This is a genomic window from Variovorax sp. RA8, assembly GCF_901827175.1.
Lineage (GTDB): Bacteria > Pseudomonadota > Gammaproteobacteria > Burkholderiales > Burkholderiaceae_C > Variovorax.
Map to the genome: position 1 here is coordinate 177,492 of NZ_LR594664.1, position 17,312 is coordinate 194,803.

19 protein-coding genes and 1 pseudogene are annotated in these 17,312 nt (G+C 63.0%); 1 reads left to right on the forward strand and 19 read right to left on the reverse strand.

What is annotated here, in order from left to right; genetic code table 11:
* Window positions 1–4 precede the first annotated feature (4 nt).
* The 14 genes and pseudogenes from E5P3_RS36055 to E5P3_RS34140 all read right to left on the reverse strand — a co-directional run.
* Window positions 5–353: pseudogene (locus E5P3_RS36055) on the reverse strand (polyphosphate kinase 2); the annotation flags it as partial.
* A gap of 90 nt (window positions 354–443) precedes the next feature.
* Window positions 444–968, reverse strand: coding sequence for a heavy-metal-associated domain-containing protein (locus tag E5P3_RS36060; RefSeq protein ID WP_232073638.1), 525 nt, complete (start codon window positions 966–968; stop codon window positions 444–446).
* Window positions 965–2,245 carry a TolC family protein gene (locus E5P3_RS34085; RefSeq protein ID WP_332107427.1) on the reverse strand — a complete coding sequence of 427 codons (1,281 nt, stop codon included), beginning with the start codon at window positions 2,243–2,245 and terminating at the stop codon, window positions 965–967. The genes E5P3_RS36060 and E5P3_RS34085 overlap by 4 nt, the downstream gene beginning before the upstream one ends.
* 174 nt (window positions 2,246–2,419) lie before the next feature.
* A complete protein-coding gene (locus E5P3_RS34090) occupies window positions 2,420–2,755 on the reverse strand; it encodes a DUF2933 domain-containing protein (RefSeq protein WP_443083310.1) in 336 nt (111 codons plus the stop codon).
* 368 nt (window positions 2,756–3,123) lie between these two features.
* Window positions 3,124–3,717: a MerR family transcriptional regulator gene (locus tag E5P3_RS34095; RefSeq protein ID WP_232073639.1), complete on the reverse strand. Its 594-nt coding sequence runs from the start codon at window positions 3,715–3,717 to the stop codon at window positions 3,124–3,126.
* 345 nt (window positions 3,718–4,062) lie between these two features.
* Window positions 4,063–4,911: a methyltransferase, TIGR04325 family gene (locus E5P3_RS34100; RefSeq protein ID WP_162590456.1), complete on the reverse strand. Its 849-nt coding sequence runs from the start codon at window positions 4,909–4,911 to the stop codon at window positions 4,063–4,065.
* Between the two features lie 20 nt (window positions 4,912–4,931).
* The gene (locus E5P3_RS34105) at window positions 4,932–5,906 is read right to left on the reverse strand and encodes an AcrVA2 family anti-CRISPR protein (protein ID WP_162590457.1); all 975 of its coding nucleotides are present in this window, start codon (window positions 5,904–5,906) and stop codon (window positions 4,932–4,934) included.
* Window positions 5,907–6,085: 179 nt separating this feature from the next.
* The gene (locus E5P3_RS34110) at window positions 6,086–6,415 is read right to left on the reverse strand and encodes a four-helix bundle copper-binding protein (RefSeq protein ID WP_162590458.1); all 330 of its coding nucleotides are present in this window, start codon (window positions 6,413–6,415) and stop codon (window positions 6,086–6,088) included.
* Window positions 6,416–6,527: 112 nt separating this feature from the next.
* Window positions 6,528–6,878, reverse strand: a complete 351-nt coding sequence (locus E5P3_RS34115) for a copper-binding protein (protein ID WP_162590459.1) — start codon at window positions 6,876–6,878, stop codon at window positions 6,528–6,530.
* Window positions 6,879–6,953: 75 nt separating this feature from the next.
* The gene (locus E5P3_RS34120; RefSeq protein ID WP_162590460.1) at window positions 6,954–7,457 is read right to left on the reverse strand and encodes a cupredoxin domain-containing protein; all 504 of its coding nucleotides are present in this window, start codon (window positions 7,455–7,457) and stop codon (window positions 6,954–6,956) included.
* 44 nt (window positions 7,458–7,501) lie between these two features.
* On the reverse strand, window positions 7,502–8,914 hold the full coding sequence (locus E5P3_RS34125) for a copper oxidase (protein ID WP_162590461.1): 1,413 nt from the start codon (window positions 8,912–8,914) through the stop codon (window positions 7,502–7,504).
* Window positions 8,915–8,936: 22 nt separating this feature from the next.
* Window positions 8,937–10,358, reverse strand: coding sequence for a TolC family protein (locus E5P3_RS34130; protein WP_162590462.1), 1,422 nt, complete (start codon window positions 10,356–10,358; stop codon window positions 8,937–8,939).
* Entirely contained in the window at window positions 10,355–10,690 is a 336-nt protein-coding gene (locus tag E5P3_RS34135; RefSeq protein ID WP_162590463.1) for a hypothetical protein, read from the reverse strand. Before E5P3_RS34135 ends, E5P3_RS34130 begins: the two co-directional genes overlap by 4 nt.
* Window positions 10,691–10,795: 105 nt before the next feature.
* On the reverse strand, window positions 10,796–11,143 hold the full coding sequence (locus E5P3_RS34140; RefSeq protein WP_232073640.1) for a DUF2946 family protein: 348 nt from the start codon (window positions 11,141–11,143) through the stop codon (window positions 10,796–10,798).
* Window positions 11,144–11,374: 231 nt separating this feature from the next.
* Between E5P3_RS34140 and E5P3_RS34145 the strand changes: the two genes are divergently transcribed.
* Entirely contained in the window at window positions 11,375–12,637 is a 1,263-nt protein-coding gene (locus E5P3_RS34145) for a type II restriction endonuclease (RefSeq protein ID WP_162590465.1), read from the forward strand.
* A gap of 501 nt (window positions 12,638–13,138) precedes the next feature.
* Here E5P3_RS34145 and tnpC read toward each other — a convergent pair.
* From tnpC to E5P3_RS34170, 5 genes are all read right to left on the reverse strand, one after another.
* Window positions 13,139–14,659 carry an IS66 family transposase gene (gene tnpC / locus E5P3_RS34150; protein ID WP_162590665.1) on the reverse strand — a complete coding sequence of 507 codons (1,521 nt, stop codon included), beginning with the start codon at window positions 14,657–14,659 and terminating at the stop codon, window positions 13,139–13,141.
* Window positions 14,660–14,778: 119 nt separating this feature from the next.
* Window positions 14,779–15,111 (reverse strand): IS66 family insertion sequence element accessory protein TnpB, encoded by a 333-nt coding sequence (tnpB, locus tag E5P3_RS34155; RefSeq protein WP_162590466.1) that lies wholly within the window; start codon window positions 15,109–15,111, stop codon window positions 14,779–14,781.
* Window positions 15,108–15,515 carry an IS66-like element accessory protein TnpA gene (gene tnpA / locus E5P3_RS34160; RefSeq protein WP_162590467.1) on the reverse strand — a complete coding sequence of 136 codons (408 nt, stop codon included), beginning with the start codon at window positions 15,513–15,515 and terminating at the stop codon, window positions 15,108–15,110. The genes tnpB and tnpA overlap by 4 nt, the downstream gene beginning before the upstream one ends.
* 52 nt (window positions 15,516–15,567) lie before the next feature.
* A complete protein-coding gene (locus tag E5P3_RS34165) occupies window positions 15,568–16,437 on the reverse strand; it encodes a methyltransferase, TIGR04325 family (protein WP_162590468.1) in 870 nt (289 codons plus the stop codon).
* Window positions 16,438–16,475: 38 nt separating this feature from the next.
* Window positions 16,476–17,246, reverse strand: coding sequence for a TIGR04325 family methyltransferase (locus E5P3_RS34170; RefSeq protein WP_162590469.1), 771 nt, complete (start codon window positions 17,244–17,246; stop codon window positions 16,476–16,478).
* Window positions 17,247–17,312 lie beyond the last annotated feature (66 nt).

Sequence of the window (17,312 nt, forward strand, 5' to 3'; positions counted from 1 at the left end):
CCGCGCGCACCACCCTTTGCATGAACTCCTTGTACTCCTCGGCCGTGCAGGAGCCCATCACCCGCTCGACGCCGGCGCGGTTGTACCAGCTGCGATTGAACAGCGCGAACTCGCCGCGCGCGGGCAGCAGCGGCACGTAACGCTGGAGGTACCACTGTCCCTGTTGGCGATCGGACGGCCTGCCCAGCTCGACGACACGGGTCTTGCGCGGACATAGGTTGCACGATGCGCTTGATCGTGCCGTCCTTGCCCGCCGCGTCGCGCCCCTCGAGCAGCAGGAGGATGCGGTCGTCGCAGCCGATGAAGTGGCGTTGCAACTTCACCAGCTCGATCTGCAGCAGGTGCAGTTGCACGTCGTAGTCGGGCGCGTCGTTCCTCGCCTTGACCTTGGCCTTGTTCTTGTTCTTGTTGTTCTTGTTCACTTCGATGTTCCTGAAGGCTGCTCAGCCGCAGCAGCAGCCACCCTGCTTCTTCGGGCCGCTTGCGTGGCCACAGCCGCCGGTGTGTGTGTGACCCGAGGATGGCGCAGCATCGAGTGCCATGGCCGCCGCAGGAGCGGACGGATAGCCGGCCGCATCCAGGGCCGCTGTCAGGGCCCCGAGGGCCGCGGCAGCGTTCCCGATCGTGGTCACGCGGGCGCGGCCGAGCGACAGGTTCACATCCACGCCGGAGACGCCCGGTACGCGTTGCAGTACGCGCTTCACGGAGTCGACGCATGAGCCACAGGTCATGCCTTGCACTTCGAGTTCGATCGTTTCCATGTCATATCCTTTCGAGGTTGGAGTTGAAATCGGGTTCGTCATTCGAGCGGGCTCACTGCCAGAACCGCCTGCAATCGCCGATCCACCGTCGCCGGCCGCCTGCATCTGTGCGGACGACGTGCCCTGCGACCGGCCGCCCAACCAGTAGCCACCGGCGCCCACGGCGCCGAGCAGCACGACCGCCAACAACGATACCGAGGTCTTCACAGGTCTTCTCCTAGGACGCGTTCGATTTCGGCCAGACGCAGTTGCGCCTCGACCTGGGCCTTGAGCCGGTCCAGGCGCGCCTTGCGGATCTGCCGCTGCGCGTCGAGAAGGGTCGCGAAGTCGACCTTGCCGTTCTCGTAGGCGGCCAGCGCGGAGCGAAAGCTCAGTTCGGCCTGCGGCAGCTGCTGCGTCGCGACCAGCGTTTCGCTGCGCTTCGCCGCTTCGATGCCGGCGAGGCTCTCGCCCAGTTCGCCGAGCAGTTGGTTCTCCACGGCCTCGCTGCGCGAGCGTGCGGCGTCGACCATGGCTTCGGCTTCACGCTCCTGCGCGCGGCGCGAGGACTGCTGCAGCGGGATGTTCACCTCGACCATCACGCCCCAGGTCGTGATGCGCGAACCCACCTGCGTGGGGACGACGCCGACCTGGAAGTCCGGATAGCGGTTGCGCCGGGTCAACTCGCGGTTCTTCTCGGCCCCACGCAGGCGTGCTTCCTCCGCCTGCAGCGACGGATTCGCGTTCCGTGCTCGACTCGCCAGCGCCGATGAGTCGAGCACAGTCAGCGCCGGCAGCGGCCGCAGCGACTGCGGTTCGGCGAGGGGCGCCGCGGCATCGCGGGCGAGCAGCGTGTTCAGTCGCACGCGCAGTTGCCGCTTCTCGTTGTCCAGTGCGATGAGTTCAGAGCGCATCGCGGTCTGCTCAAGCTGGGCGCGAATCGCGTCCTGCTGCGCGGCCAGCCCGCCGGCATATCGCGCTTGCGCCACCTGCTCCAGCCGTGCCATCAGGTCAAGGATTTCCTGCGTCAGCCGTTCGTTGGCGGCAGCGAGGTAGTACTGCGGGTAGGCCGCCTTGATACGTGCTGCGAGTTCACTCCACGTGGCCGCTGTACGCGCGCCGGCCTGCTGCGCATCGGCCGCGGCCACGTCGCGACGCAGGTCCCGCTTGCCCCAGGCAGGCAGCGGTTGGATGACGGTGTACTTCGTGTCGCCGACACGTGCCGGCAACAGATTCGGGCGGGCGTCGCTGCCGTAGTTGTTGATATTCTCGAGCTCGACGCGCAGCACGGGATCGGGCAAGGCGCCGGCTGGCTGCACGCGCTGCGTCGCCGCGTCCGCTTCCAGGCGCATCGCCGCGAGCTCGGGATTGTTGCCCCGCGCATGATCGAGCAGGCTGTCGACGCTCGCGCCCAGCGCGGCGGGCTGAGCCGATGCGCTCAGCACAGCGCCGATGCCGATCAAGGCGCCGAGTGCCAAGCGACGGACCGCGGGATCAATGGTCACAGCACCATCCCATAGGAAGGCCGGTTCGGTCGCCGTGCGTCAGACCGCCGGCGCAGCGTGATGGACCGATGTCGGCCGGTACCGGGTGAGCCGGCCCCGCCGTCGGCCGCGAGCGCCGCCGGATATCCCGCTGCGCCAGATGCCGACACTGCGGTCCTCAGGGCGTTGTGGCACTCAGCGCACATGCCTGGCGCCGTCTGTGTTTGAGCCCGTCGTGGGCTTGCGGTCTGTCGAGCTGTCGTCGCCCCCATGCTGGCGGTGCCCGTCATGCCCGCCATGCCCGCCATGTCCAAAGACATGCATCAGCGGGCACGCCAGCAGAATCAGGAACGGCGCGATCTGCAGCAGGTACGCGCTGTGCCCGAAGAACAGCCAGGCCACCGCGGCGGCCAGGCCCAACCACAGCAGCCATTGAATGATGCGGGACCAATTGAGGCCGCCGCCGGATTCGGGGTCTTGGTGATTGGGTAACACTTCATTGCTCCTGATCTGCCCGTTGCGGAAGCCCACGGGCTCGGGTCAATGGTTCTTGTGGAACGGGGCGTGTTCGTGCATGGGCTTTGCCTGGGCTTTCGCGGTGGAGGCCGAAGGCTTGCCGGCACAGGGACCCGACATTGGCCTCGTAGTGCCCTTGTCGGCAAGATGGTCATGGCGCGCCATCGGTTTGCGGCAGTCATCACGCGTCGATGCCGAGATGCTCGGCGCCGACTCGGAGGCGTCGAAGGCTGGGCGACGGCGACCGTGCTAGACAAGGTGATGACGTATGCGAGCGAGGGGAGGCGAGGGGCGTGCACGGTAAGGCGCCTGTGCATCAAGTTGGAAAAAGGAGGGCCGTCACTTGCGGCGCGGCTGCGCGCTGGCCCCAGAGGCATCGGTCATCATTTCAACGATCGAAGGCGCTTGCCGTCGGACTCGTTATCGGCGTTCCAAGGCAAGCCCTCGATGAGGCCGCAAACGTGGTGACCTTCCGGGACGCCATCCGGCATCGCCGCCCAGGCCTTCAGAGCCTGCTTCATGCGACGGAACAGCGCCATCTCGTGTTCGACCTGATGCTGCTTCTCGTTCAGCCGATCGGCGAGGATTGTGCGTGCCTTGGGGCAAGGCAATTGCCCTTGCTCGCTCATGCCGAGGAGCTCGGCAACGTCGCTCAACCTGAACCCCAAGCCAACTGCGCTGCGGATGAAGCGAACGCGCGCCACGGTGCTTGGGGAGAACTGCTGGTATCCGCTTTCCGTCCTGCGTTCAGCCTTGATTAGGCCGAGGCGCGCGTAGTGACGCACTGTGTCAGGGCTGACACCGGCGGCTTGCGCACATTGGATTACTTGCATGCAGATTCCCTCATGGCGCGTTCTGTGCACCCGCCTGGACTGCAGAAATGAGGCGTTCGGGACTTCAGCGATTTCATGGCTTCGATGTTTGAGAGCGTCACAATGTTGCGACGGCACGTACGTGTTGGCTTTGACCTGGATCAAGGAATAACCCTTCCCCGCCTGAACTTTAGGCCCTGGGGGATGGGCTGATAGGCGCCGTTGCCTACCGATGAGCCGTGGGCCATCGGACACCGCAGCGATCGATACGCTAGGCGAGCTGCATGCCGCGACCGACTTGCACCTTGAACTCGGCGCTATGTGTGCGCGGGCGTCGACGGCCAGCGCTGGCTTCGTTGGAAATAGTGTGCACGTGTCCACCGAACGTAGTGGACACGAGCATCCTAAAACGATCCGTCGCAATCAAGGTGCCGCGGCTACTAGCCGCTTACCCCTTCTCACCGACGCTGGCGATCCCCCCTGCTGACTGGGCGCGCGCCTTCGAATACGTCAGCGCTGGTTGGAAGGCCCCTTGACGGACCGATCCGAGAAGTAGAGCCCCGTGAAGCTGGGAAACGAGCGCTCGGGATAGCCAGGTAGATAGAGCGAGCGCTCGTGGACGGGCCATTCGTCTCTGAGCGTGTAGCCCATGGCTTCGATGTCGCGGATGAAGCGCCCCCTGTTGTAGACGTGCATGGGTGCAAAAGATCCTGCGCCGATGTTTTGCGTGGTAATGAAGCTTTCGCCTTCATGGAGCGGCAGCTTGTTCAGGAGCAAATGCTGTGGTCGGGTCTTGCAGTCTTTGAGAAGGAGTCCTGGTGTCGCGTGCTCAAAGTAATGAATGGCGCCCGCGGAAATCCAAACGTCGGCGGTTCCTTCGGTCACGGCGCGCTGAAGGTCTTCGGTGAAGTCCAGTGCGCTGGAGCCAGTATCGGAAGCCAACTTTCGGCCGATTGAAGCCATGGCAGGCACCTCAACGATGCGCCAGGTCAACGACGCAGGCATGTCGAGATATCGGCGGTACGCGTAGTAGTGAACGCCCACCGAACCGCCGATGTCGAGGATTCTGGTGGCACCCGCACGGAAGGCGCGGTCGAGCCACCACATGACCGGATAGTCATAGGCGAAGATCTTCTTCGTACGGATGTTCACGTACTCCTCAGCCAGCGCGTCCTGATCAAATTCCGGGTTCTTCGGCAGCCAATCGCGAGCTGCTTCGAAACTGTCGAACAAGCCGAAGTAGAAGCCGTGCCCCTCACGGGAGAGAAACTGCTGGCGCCGCCATAGCAGCAGTGCGGGTCGAGTGAGCGGGCCTTCCAAGAACTCACGTACAACGTGCGAGGCACTTTGGTGAGTCATGGCCGATCTCCTCGCCGGTTCTATTCGATCGACACGGTGTTGTTGACCGGGCGGACTGTGGCGATCAGTTCTGCACCGATGTCGAGGTTCACCGCCACTGGTGGCATCCAACGCAACTCACGTTGGCGAGCTTCGGGGGGCAAATCCTTGCGAGGCCCGCTCAGAATCGTGTGCCAATGGGCTCGGCGAATGTGGGCAACGATCCGACGACCGCTTCCTGGGTCGTGATCATCACGGTTTCGCGGCTGGGAAGCCCGCAGGGCGGCGCCTATGCGGTATCCCAGACTCCAAACCGTCGGCGCGGGCGGTGGAAAGATGCGAAGGCCTCGTCGGCGGGTACGCACTGGCACCGGCCGCACCGGGTAGGCGTCGGCGCCATGGCGAGTGATCTCCGCGTTCTGCGCGCAGAGGTACAGCAGGACGGAGATCACGGGGGTGACTGCTGCCTTGAACGATTCCAACTCTGACGCAGCGGTACAGAAGGTCTGGGCGAGCGCTTGAGCGATCGATTCGCCGCTCAACCTGACGCAGAACGGGTACATGGCGCCATCCTCGAGAGATCTCGCGATGTCACGTTCGGTATCGAACAGCATGCCGAGAAAAACAGGCCTGTTGGAATGAAGGTGCGACGGCTCCATGAACACCCAGACCCCTCGCGCCGGGCCTGTCGGAGTCAGGATATTCGGAAGCTCAAGATAGATGCACCATTCGGGCATCCTCATGAGCACGTCGATGGGAATGTCGTCATCCAGAGGCGTATCGAGTAACGCATTGAGCAATGTCTGATCGACTCTGTAGATCCCTTGCGTCAGGCGCCAAGAAGCCAGGGCAGTGATCTTGAATGCAAGATCAGGTCGTCCGCCGCAAAGCGGTTCCGCCACCGCCAGCGGCGCGTAGCACCAATCCGGCCATTGAGCTTTCAGCCGACCGGTTGAGCGCAGCATCTCGTGTGTGGCCCACACATTGGGCAGCTGACGCCCCATGATCTCGAGCATGGCCCGCGCCGAATGTGGGCGCGCTACGTTTGCCTGCATCCGGTCCTCCAAACGTTCTGTTGTCGGGGATTGAGCGCAAGGTCAATGCTCTTGCCGGCGAGAGCACAAGTTGCCTCCCAGAGCGCAACGTGTGTCCCGGTGACGCCAGCTTGGCGACGCTTCGGGGCTACAAAGGGGGTCTACTTGGCCATCTTCCGGCACTCTTCGGCGCACTTTTGACATGCCTTCGCACAAGCTTGGCAGTGCTGCGCGTCGTGCCTGGCGCACTCGTCGCCGCAGACCTGGCAAATATCGGCACAAAGGCGGCAGATCGCAGCGGCGGTTTCGCTGTCGCGGGCCATCGCAGCCGCCGCGAGTTGGCAGATTGCGGCGCAATCAATGTCCAGCGCGATGCACTTCGCCATCATCTTCACGTCCTCCTCGCGCAGGCACGATGCGGCGCAGTGATTGCAGGCCGTCGCACAGGCATTGCAGGCATCGATGCACTGGGCGTACTTCTTAGGTGGCATGTCTGTCTCCTTGGGTCGAGTTGCCGGAGATCCGGCGAGAAGGACGGACGTGCCGTCCCGACGATGCAGCCCGACATCGGCCGGGCACACTGATGAGCTGCGAGACCTTGGCCTAGCGCGCTGATTCGATCTTGGTCACGGTGAACTTGCCATCGATCTTCTCTGCCTGGAATCGGACCTTGTCGCCGGCCTGGACCTTGTCGAGCATCGCGTCGTCCTTCACCTGGAAGACCATCGTCATGCCGGGCATATCGAGGTTCTTCAGAGGTCCATGCTTGAGCGTGAGTTTCTTGTTGTCCTTGTCGACCTTTCGGACCTCGCCATCGGCAAGCTCCGCGGAGGCAGGGGCATCGGTGGAACTCGCGGACGGCGCTGCGCTGCCGCTGGCCGGTTGAGCATGCGCGAAGCCCACAAAAATGAGGGCGGCCATGGGGGCGATGAACGCCAGACGGATGTTGAGCATGTTGACTCCTTGGAAAACAGAAAACTGCGCAATCGACCCGGCCAGGTGTCAATAGGCCGAGCCGGTCGGCTCGCGTTACTTGGCTGCGTGCTTTTCGGACGTCTTGGCCACGTTCACGGCGCCCTTCATTCCTGCGTCGTAGTGGCCCGGCTGCAGGCACGCGAAGTCGATCTTGCCGGCCTTCGTGAACTGCCAGACGACCTCGCCGGTCTTCCCTGGAGCCAGCGTCACCATGTTCGGATCGGCGTGCTCCATCTCGGGGTTCTTCTTCATCGCCTCGTAGTGCTCCTTGAGCTCCTTCTCGGTTCCGAGCACCAGTTCGTGCTTGATCTTCCCGGAGTTGGTGACGACCAAACGCACCGTCTCGTTCTGCTTCACGTCGATGCTGGCCGGGGTGAAGCGCATGTTGTCGGTCATGTCGACCTTCACCGTGCGCGTCGCCTTGGCCGCCACGCCTGGCTTGCCAATGGCGTCGGCGGCATCGTGGCCGTGACCGCCGGCGTGGTTGCCGCCAGCGTAGGCGCCGACGGCCGCCAATGCGGTGAATGCGGCCAAGGCCGTGTAGCGGAGGGTTTTCATGAGAGTCCTTTCGTTTCAGGGTGGTTTGGAGAGCGAGGGAGGGATCAATGGCCGGAGTGCCCGCTGGGCTTGCGTACCTGCACTTCGATGTTCTTGGCCGGCATGTTCTTGGCCGGCATGGCGGAGGCGCCCGCGCTGCGCGCCCGAGGTGGCTCTGCCACGGGCCCGTTCAGCTCATAGGCTACCGTGCCCTGCGGGTGCTTGAACCAGCCCGGGTTCGAGTAGTCGCCGGGCTTCTGCCCCTTGCGTACCTTGACGACGCTGAACATGCCGCCCATCTCGACCGAGCCGAATGGGCCTTCGCCCGTCATCATTCGGGCGGTGTTGTCGGGCAGCGGCATGTCCATCTCGGCCATGTCGGCCATCCCGCGCTCGCTCATCACCATGTAATCGGGCACGAGATTCGTGATCTTCTTGGCCACGTCCTTGTGGTCGACACCAATCATGGTCGGCACGTCGTGGCCCATGGCGTTCATCGTGTGGTGGCTCTTGTGGCAGTGGAAGGCCCAATCGCCTTCTTCATCCGCCAGGAACTCGATCTGGCGCATTTGCCCGACCGCCACGTCGGTCGTCACCTCGTACCAGCGCGTGCTCTTCGGGGTCGGGCCGCCATCGGTACCGGTGACGAGGAACTCGTGGCCATGCAGGTGCATGGGGTGGTTCGTCATCGTCAGGTTGCCGATGCGAATTCGAACCTTGTCGTTCAGTCGGACGTTGAACGAGTCGATGCCCGGAAAGATGCGGCTGTTCCACGACCAAAGATTGAAGTCCAGCATGGTCATGATCTTCGGCGTCGCACTGCCGGGCTCGATGTCGTATGCATTGAGGAGGAACACGAAGTCGCGATCGACCTCGTCGATCAGGGGGTGCTTTCCCTTCGGATGGGTGACCCAGAAGCCCATCATTCCCATTGCCATCTGGGTCATCTCGTCGGCATGCGGGTGGTACATGAACGTGCCAGGGCGCCGTGCAACGAACTCGTAGACGAAGGTCTTGCCGGGCTGGATGGCCGGCTGGTTCAGGCCCGCGACACCGTCCATGCCGTTGGGAATGCGTTGGCCGTGCCAGTGAATGCTCGTGTGCTCTGGCAGTTTGTTGGTGACGAAGATGCGCACGCGATCGCCCTCGACCACCTCGATGGTCGGTCCGGGTGACTGGCCGTTGTAACCCCAGAGGTTGGCCTTGAAGCCAGGGGCCATTTCGCGCACTACGGGCTCGGCCACCAAGTGGAACTCCTTGACGCCGTTGTTCATGCGCCAGGGCAGCGACCACCCATTGAGCGTGACAACGGGGTTGTAGGGGCGCCCCGTCGTCGGCGCCAAGGGAGGCATCGTGTCTGGCTTGGTCTGAAGCACCGGCTCAGGCAAGGCCGCCATGGCGACCTTGCTCACGGAAGCGGCGGCGATGGCGCCGGTGACGGCACCTGCCCCGGTGAGAAAATTGCGTCTGTTTTTCATATCAATCAATGTGAGGGGCCGCTTAGTGGGCAGCGCCCGAAGCTGGTTCTGAGCCGGTGCTGGGCATCGGCGCCGCCATGGACATGGGCTTACCAATGACAGATGCCGAGAGGGCAGCGTCAGCCAGCCAGAATTGTCGCTGCGCGTCAATCGCATCAGCCACGCTCCTGATCTGGGCGCGCGCTTCCACCAGCAGTTCGAACACACCGATCAGCATCCCGTTGTAGCGAAGCACGTTTTCGTCCGCGATGGTCTGGCGCAGGGGCACGATTTCGTCTCGGTAGTGCTTGGCGATGTCGTAGGCAGTGCGATAAGCGAAATACCCCTCTCGCAATTGCGATCTCGCGCCGAGCACCGTTGCGTCATAGCGATTGGCAGCGGCAAGAGATCGCGCATCTAGAAGGTCGCGTCGGGCAGAACCCCAGTCGAACAGCGGCAACACGATGTCGAGCTCGAAGCCACGACGGGTGCTCTTCGTGCCTTCGGCGTTGTCGAAGATGGTGTCTCGCCTTCCACCCACTTCCACGTCGATGAACGTCGACAGCAGGTTGATCCCTTGCGACTTTCCGGCAACATCCAGTTGGGCCCGGGCGAGCTGCACGTCCAGGCGCTGCTCGCTGGCAGTCGCGGCTACTTCGCGAGGCTCGCGAGGCGTCTTTGGCAGATCTGGCAGCCGCTCGGGCAGTTTGAGCTTGGCAGCCTGGGCATCCGCCAGACCCAGCGCGCGAACCAACTCCTCACGTGTGGCCGTGACCGCATGGCGCGCAGAAGCAAGCTGAGTCACCGCGTCCGCATAGAACACCTGCTGGCGCGCGCGCTGGAGTTTGCTGAAGTTGCCGATGAGCTGCATACGGCGCGCCAGTTCCGCGCTGGCCTCCGCCGATTCCTTGACCTGCTCCGCGTACTGAAGTGACTGCTGAGCTGCGACGGCGCGCACCCAGGCTTGCCTCACCTGCGTGACCTGGTCCACGACGGTCCCCGTGAGCTGCACCTTCGCCTGCGCCGCCTGGCTTTTCGAGATGGCCAGCCGCTGGGGCAAGAGGATCAGGTCCACCAGGCCGAACGACAACAGCCTTCCGATCTCGAGCTCGTCGCCGAGGCGCACGCGCTCGAACGTGAAAATCGGATTGGGAAGTCGGCTGGTCTGATTGGCTGCTGCAATGTTCGCCCAGTTCTCTGCAATCAAGGCCTGAAGCGCCGGGCTGTTGGCGAGCGCAACCTGCACCGCGTCGGCTTGGGACAGTGGCTTGGCCAGTAACTCCTCGGTCAGCGCCGAGCGACGATCGCGCTCCTCCTTTGTGCGGCTGATTTCCAGCTTGCCTTGCGTGAAGGCCTGGGCGTTGGTGTTCGTTTCCTGCAGCGCGTCGTCGACGCTCACAGTGGCGCAGCCCGCGAGAAAAACGGCGGCGGCGGAAATGGCTGTCAGGCGCAACACATGCCTCATGGTTGCTCCTTCTTGGCGGGCATCGCGTGGCCGGCATGCGGATCGGAGGCCGCCTTGGCCGGCGGACCGTCTACGGGGCTGGTTGCTTCACTGACCTCCTTGGCATACGCGCGCCAGCCGCCGCGCAGATGAACGGTATCGTTGGCCTCTTTCCACGGAATGGCTTTTTCCTCCGCATAGGAGCGATAGCCCTCGAACGCGGATCGGTAGGGCAACGTCGGTGGTTGGGTCGGTGGTGGCTCAGATGGCGCGGGCGCCGTTTGGGCGATCGCTGTCAGGGCCACGAGGGCGGGCAATGCGGCCAGCCAACGGGCTGGCGAAGAAAAAGACATGGAATCCTCGGAAGTTCATGGACGGAATGCATCGCGCCAAACACGGACGCGACGACTGGCGTGGCATGAGGGCCTGCGAATGCGATCGCAGACGTGCGGACGCGACTAGGCCCGAGGGGGTTTGTCGAGGACGCCGGGCGAGGTGCTCGCTACGGCGATGAATGGCTCTGCCAGATCCGCATCCGGCAGAGGCTGCGGAGAAGTGCTGAACTGGGTGGTGGTCAAAGCGACGGCGTGGCATGCACTGCAGGTGCCACACTTGTGATCATCGGCCGACTTCGAAGAAAGGTCTTCGTGGTCGCCGGAATGATCCTGATCGGGCGCCGCATGGTGATGCTTGCCATGATCGTGCGGTCCAACTTCCACCATTTCCAGGGCGGCACTGCCGTCAGCATGCGCTGGCGCGCACACCATGGACGCCGCCGCGTACCCTTGAAAGAGCACGGCGAACATGGCAGCCCAAACCAGGAAGGCGCGAAAGCGACGCATCGGAGAATTTTACCCGGCTGCCTTGGAGGGCAGGTTACATATTTGTAATGTGGCGCCAAATTGAACTTTCGCCCGGAAGACTGAGGAAAACGCACATATGGGGCGGGTTCAGCATCATGGGCCAGGCCAGACGAGCGTCGCTTGCTGCGGTGCTCGTGATTGAATACAGGCTTCGCGCGCAACAATAAATAGACGATGTCAATCGGCCTCGATGTTCTCATTGCTCACTGGAAGACCGACTCCCTCGGCACCTACAACTCCTGGTTTCTGTGGGACGAACGGCTCAAGAACTTTCGATCCATCCGTCGTGGGCTTGCCCAGGTCGTGAAGGACATTGAGGCTGGTACTTTCGGCAATAGTTTCCGAGGCTCTTCGCTCGAAACGGTCGTCGGTTCCGTGGCTGAGCAGCGCCAGATATTCAAGGGAGCAGACCACGCCTTCCTCTGGAAGCCCAAGCTGCGTATCCCCGACATCTACGAGAACGCGTCCAATCAACGCGCCTTTGCCCGCCTGCTGCATGCATGCGATTGCTGCGACAGCGCCGAAGAGATCATCCAGGCGATCCGCCGGATCGATGCGATACAAATCAAGGGTTTGGGCCCGGCAGTTGCGAACCTGCTCTACTTCGTGCACCCGACCCTGGTCATGCCATTCAACACCGCCATCGTCAGGGGATACAACGCGGTCACCGGCAGCAACGTCAAGCTGGGGCGCTGGGACCATTATCTTTCGATGCGCGAAGGCTGCATTCGCTTGAATACGCAGCATCGACACGCATTGTCGAACGACATGGGCGCGTTGGCTGGTCTGCTCTTCGACATAGGCAGCGGCCGGTACGCGGCGCCTCCGCGCGCCGACGACGCACGCGCCCTTGAAGCTTGGAAAACCGACCTGCAGAAGGTCCGCGAGGAGTCGGCCGCCGCATACAAGCAATGGATGGCTGAACGAGACAGCGATGCCACACATACCGAAATTCAAGGCTGGCTTCGCGATCTGGGCAAGTCGCTCGGGTTCGGAGTCTGGATTGCCTCCAACGACCAAGGCCGACCCTACGCAGGCGGACGACTTGCCGACGGATGCCTTGCGCATTTGCCGGATGGAACGAATGGTGGGCTCGACTCGGTGCCGCTGATCGACGTGATGTGGGTAGAAGCCGATGGATCGAGAGTCGCTGCTGCTTTCGAGGTTGAGCACTCCACATCCATCTACTCCGGCATCGTCCGAATGCTCGACCTTGCGCTGGGTAGCAAGCTCGGAGCCACCAGCGCCATGTTTCTTGTTGCACCTGACAACCGTCGCGACGATGTCCAGGCTCAGCTACGGCGACCAGCCTTCTCTCGGGTTGCGGAACTGGGAATTCGCTATCTGCCCTATAGCGAACTCAAGAGTCACCGCGAAGCAATCGCTCGGTTCGGAACTGGGCTGAAGCCGTTGCTTGAGATATCTCGTTCCCTTTGAGAGAGTAGGGTCGACAATCGCAGTCCCGTCCGTCGACCGCTCCGCGTCCTCGCCGATGCAGCGCGACAAGAGGCAGAATCCTCCCATGTTCAACCTGTGGCCTATTCGGAGACGCGCATGAATCTGGGGGGACGTTGGATTCCGATAGATCTGGCCAACACACTCTTGCTGACCTGGGTGATTTCCACCGTTGTCTTTGGGGCGATCGTCTATTGGCTCACCACCCGCAAGCCGCCACCGCCGGATCGCAAGCGAGTCCGGGTTCGTCGCGGCCGAGGGAAGCGGCGCGCTTGGCGCTTCAGGCGCTAAAAAATCTGGCTTCGACCGGACGGAGCAGCGCGGCCCTCGCGTCCACAGACAAGCTTCATGCTTCCATCCGAAGGCAATCCGCTGGGTCCCCTGCCTTCGACCTGCCATCAATGCACCAGGGACGGCCTGTCAGCACCATTTCTTGGTTGCTCCGTAAGCGCGCGGCGAACCCGTCTTGACGACGGGCGCAGATCAGGAGGTTGCTGCGCACTGCCACCGATGGGGCAGCAACTCGTCGATGCGGCTGGCCGGCTGCGTAGGCAAGCGCTCGAGGATGTCCTTCAAGTACGCGTGCGGCTCGTGCCCGTTCAGGCGCGCCGAGTGCACCAGGCTCATGACCGCGGCGGCCCGCTGGCCGGCGCGCAAGCTGCCGGCGAACAGCCAGTTGGACCGGCCGAGCGCGATGGGCCGGATCTGGTTTTCCACCCGGTTGTTGTCCGCAGGTAGGTCGCCATCGTCGATGTAGCGCGTCAGCGCCTGCCAGCGCTTTAAGCTGTAGTCGATGGCCCTGGCGGTGGCTGACCCTTCAGGCACCTTCTGTCGCTGCGCGGTGAGCCACTGGCGCAACGCATCGGCCACCTTGCGAGAGCGCTCTTGGCGGATGCGCTTGCGCTCCTCGGTGGATAGTGCGGCCACGTCGCGCTCGATGTCGTAAAGCTCGCCGAAGAACTTCAGCGCCCGCTCACCAACCGGACTGCCGTGGTTGGCCCACAGCTCATGGAACTTGCGCCTCGCGTGCGCAAGGCAGCCCGCCTCTGTGACCCCGAGCTCGAAGCATGCCTTGTAGCCCGAGAAGTCATCGCACACTAGTGTCCCGCACCAGCCATGCTCACCCGTGAGACCGAGGAAGGCTCGGGCATGCTGGCCGCCGCGGCCTTCGGCGAAGTCGAACACCACGGCACGCAGGGCGCTGTAGGCCGTCGTGCAGTAGCTCCAGAGGTAGGCCCGATGTGTCTTGCCGTTGCCGGGCTTGAGCATCGCCACCGGCGTCTCGTCGGCATGCAGCACGCGGTCCTCGAGCATCTCGCGCTTGAGCGCGTCCACCAGCGGCTGCAATTGCACGCCGCACTGGCCAACCCAGGCGCCCAGCGTGGAACGAGGGACGGCCAGGCCAGCGCGGCCGAAGATAGCTTCTTGCCTGTACAGCGGCAGGTGATCGAGGTACTTGGCCACCAGCACCTGGGCCAGCAGTCCTGCCGTGGGGATGCCCTTGTCGATGATGTGCGGCGCCACCGGTGCCTGGATCAGGGTCTCGCACCGCGCGCATACCCACTTGCCGCGAACGTGGCGCTCCACCGTGAACACGCCGGGCTGGTAGTCGAGCTTCTCGGACACATCCTCGCCTATGCGCTCAAGCCTGCAGCCGCATGCGCAGGTGGCGCTCTGAGGCTCATGGTGGATCTCGCGGCGCGGCAGGTTCACTGGCAGCACCTGGCGCTTGGGCTGCTGCTTGTCTTGCGGCGCAGTCTTGGCAGGTGCGATCTGCTCCAACTCACGCTCCAGTGCCGCGAGATCAGCGTCGATGCTCTCCTCTAGGAGGCTCTTCTGCTCGGCAGTGAAGGCTTCGGACTTGGCGGCGAACTTCAGCCGCTTGAGCACGGCCATCTCGTGCGTGAGCTTGTCGATGGCAGCCTGCTTGAACGCAATCTCGTGGTCGCGTCGCTGGATCTCCAGCTTGTTGGCTTGCACCTGGCCCATGAGCGACTGCACCATCTCGCGCAGTTGCTGCGCGTCCAGGTGATCAAGGTTGGTGGCCGTGTCGCTCACGGAAGGCAATGATGCCCCAGGACACTGGGGCGAGCATCAGCAACTTCGGCAATTGCGCTGCCGCGCTACAGCACGCAGATGACGCCAGCCTCGCCGACGCGTTGCCAAGGCAGGCCAAGCACTAGGGCATCGAACTGCGCACGGCTCAAGCCAAGTGTGGGCGCGGCATCGTTGGGCCAGATGAACTTGCCTTGATGCAGGCGTCGGGCTGCCAACCAGATGCCGATGCCGTCGTGCACGAGGACCTTCATTCGGTTAGCCCGACGGTTGGCGAACAAATAGGCGTGATGCGGCCTGGCGGCGCCGAACACGCGCACGACACGCGCCAACGCAGCTTCGGTGCCCGAGCGCATGTCCAGCGGTTCCACGGCCAGCCAGACGGCTTCGACCTTGATCACCGCAGCAACTCGCGCAGCCAGCCGCCGCACTCGCTGGCCAACCCAGTTGGCCAGGTCACGACGACACTCATGGCGCCACGTCGCAGCTCGATGCGGATGTCACTGGGCGGCTCAGCCGGCCCGCCCGCAGCGGGCAGTTGAACGGGCACGAATGCCGCAGTCGTCGGGGCCGAAGCGGCCCTGGGCAACGCCTTGGGCGCATCGAGCGGCGCCGGTCCGCGCGGTGGGACTTCCGCGTCACGTACCCATCGACGCACCAGGTTCGCATTGATGCCGTTGGCCATGGCCACGGACGCTGACGAAACGCCCGGCTTACTGCACGCCGCCACCACGTGAGCCTTGAACTCCGGGCTGTGCTTGCGTCGCCGCCGACGACCTGCGCTAAGAGCAACTGTAGTGTCCATTACTCCACCAAGAAGTTAAGTGGAGTAGTGGATCCTTGCGCGTACACCGAAATCAAGACGGGATGGCTAGCCGCTTACGTTGCTCCGAACATTCGGAAGCAGCTTGGTCTACGAAGTAAAGGCCCGTGAACCATGGGAACGAGCGCTGCGGATGGCCCGGGAGATAGAGGCCGCGCTCATGCACCGGCCATTCGTCCTTGAGGATATAGCCCTGGGCCTCCATGTCCCGCACAAGCCGCCGCTTGTTGTAGACATGCAGCGGAACGATCGAACCTTCGCCAACGTTTTGGGCGGTGATGAAGTCTTCACCTCCATAGAGGGGCAACTTGTTGAGAAGCACATGGCGAGGTCGGGAGGCACAACGTGAAACAAGGTGGTTGGGTCTCGCATCTTCGAGGTAATGTATGGCGCCCGCAGCAATCCAGATGTCGCAGGCCTCTTCGACCATGGCCTCTTGAAGATCTTCGGTGAAAGTTAGCGCTCGGGCCTGGTTTTCCTCAGCCATCTTACGGCCGACCGCAACCATCGATGGGACCTCGACGACGTGCCAGCTCAGTTCGGCAGGCATCTCGATGTAGCGCCGATAGGCAAAGTAGTGAACACCCACCGAGCCGCCGATATCGAGCACCTTCGAGGCACCACCACGGAAGGCGTGCTCCAACCACAACATCACGGGGTAGTCATAGGCGAAGACCTTCTTCGCACGAATGGTGACATATTCCGCTGCCAACGCCTCATGATCGAACTCCGGATTCTTTGGCAAGCACGCTCGCGCTTCGTCGAAGCTTTCATACACACCGAAATAGGCGCCCGCTCCCTGAAGGGGAGAAAGAAACTGCTGGCGGCGCCAGCGCAGGAGCGCAGGCCTCGTGATAGGACCTTCGAGAAGGTCACGCACCGTTTGAGTCAGCCCAGTTGTCATAGCCTTTTTTCCTTGGGTTCTCGGGTCAACAGAAGGCACTACGCCAAATCAAAGCAGCAACCGGCGTAGTAAGGCTTGTCGCCGCCCTCGACGAAGGGCACCTCGATCAACTTTCCTTCGTTGCGCCAGGCGTCGCGCCGCTTGTAGCCGGCCGCGGCCAGCTCGGCCAGCAGCTGGTCGTGGTGCTGGATGCGGTAGGGACAGACAGCGAAGCCGATGCTGTTAAGCGTGTAGAGCGTGCGCTCCGGATGCACGGCCGTGGTGTTCAGAACGATGCGCCGCGGCTTCACGGGCAGCGCCGCGATGATCTCGGAGATGCGCTGTGGCAGGTACTGCAGGCTGCCCGAGGCGTAGAGCAAGTCATAGCCGCTTGCATCGCGGAAATCAGTCGTGAAGTCCAACTGGGAGGTAGCCTCGCGCTTCGCTGCGAACTCCCGCCCGGCCTTGACCACAGTGGGAACGTCGCAGACCGTCCAGTGCAGGTCAACGGGGTAGTTCAGCATGCGGCGAAACGCGTAGTACTTGATGCCGATGTGGCCGCCCAGGTCGAAGATGCTGCGCATGCCGTCGTCAAGCGAGCGGCCGAGCCAGAACAGGCCCGGGTAGTCATAGAACGCGACCTGATGGCTGTAGAAAGCCTCCGCGGGGGCGTTGTCGTAGCCCACGGCTTTTGAGGGCGGCGCGCCGGCCTCGGCGCCGGCGAAGCTCTCGAAGGAGCCCATGAACAGGTTCTCTTCGCGGTTCTCCAGGAATTTTTTGCGATATGAAGATTCGCGTATGGTGGTTGGCATCAGATGGCTGACAAGCATGTTTCCCTCTTCGACTTGATGATTCATAAGATTGACGATTCAAAGCGGATATCCGAATCCACTTTG

Excerpts from the sequence above, each read along its gene's own strand:
- E5P3_RS34135 (WP_162590463.1), bottom strand. The coding sequence starts at position 10,690 with ATGTCTTTTTCTTCGCCAGCCCGTTGGCTGGCCGCATTGCCCGCCCTC.
- E5P3_RS34110 (WP_162590458.1), bottom strand. The coding sequence starts at position 6,415 with ATGCCACCTAAGAAGTACGCCCAGTGCATCGATGCCTGCAATGCCTGT.
- tnpC (WP_162590665.1), bottom strand. The coding sequence starts at position 14,659 with ATGGTGCAGTCGCTCATGGGCCAGGTGCAAGCCAACAAGCTGGAGATC.
- E5P3_RS34105 (WP_162590457.1), bottom strand. The coding sequence starts at position 5,906 with ATGCTCGAGATCATGGGGCGTCAGCTGCCCAATGTGTGGGCCACACAC.
- E5P3_RS34140 (WP_232073640.1), bottom strand. The coding sequence starts at position 11,143 with ATGTTCGCCGTGCTCTTTCAAGGGTACGCGGCGGCGTCCATGGTGTGC.
- E5P3_RS34165 (WP_162590468.1), bottom strand. The coding sequence starts at position 16,437 with ATGACAACTGGGCTGACTCAAACGGTGCGTGACCTTCTCGAAGGTCCT.
- E5P3_RS34125 (WP_162590461.1), bottom strand. The coding sequence starts at position 8,914 with ATGAAAAACAGACGCAATTTTCTCACCGGGGCAGGTGCCGTCACCGGC.
- E5P3_RS34130 (WP_162590462.1), bottom strand. The coding sequence starts at position 10,358 with ATGAGGCATGTGTTGCGCCTGACAGCCATTTCCGCCGCCGCCGTTTTT.
- E5P3_RS34100 (WP_162590456.1), bottom strand. The coding sequence starts at position 4,911 with ATGACTCACCAAAGTGCCTCGCACGTTGTACGTGAGTTCTTGGAAGGC.
- E5P3_RS34120 (WP_162590460.1), bottom strand. The coding sequence starts at position 7,457 with ATGAAAACCCTCCGCTACACGGCCTTGGCCGCATTCACCGCATTGGCG.
- E5P3_RS34115 (WP_162590459.1), bottom strand. The coding sequence starts at position 6,878 with ATGCTCAACATCCGTCTGGCGTTCATCGCCCCCATGGCCGCCCTCATT.
- E5P3_RS34145 (WP_162590465.1), top strand. The coding sequence starts at position 11,375 with ATGTCAATCGGCCTCGATGTTCTCATTGCTCACTGGAAGACCGACTCC.
- tnpA (WP_162590467.1), bottom strand. The coding sequence starts at position 15,515 with ATGGACACTACAGTTGCTCTTAGCGCAGGTCGTCGGCGGCGACGCAAG.
- E5P3_RS34170 (WP_162590469.1), bottom strand. The coding sequence starts at position 17,246 with ATGCTTGTCAGCCATCTGATGCCAACCACCATACGCGAATCTTCATAT.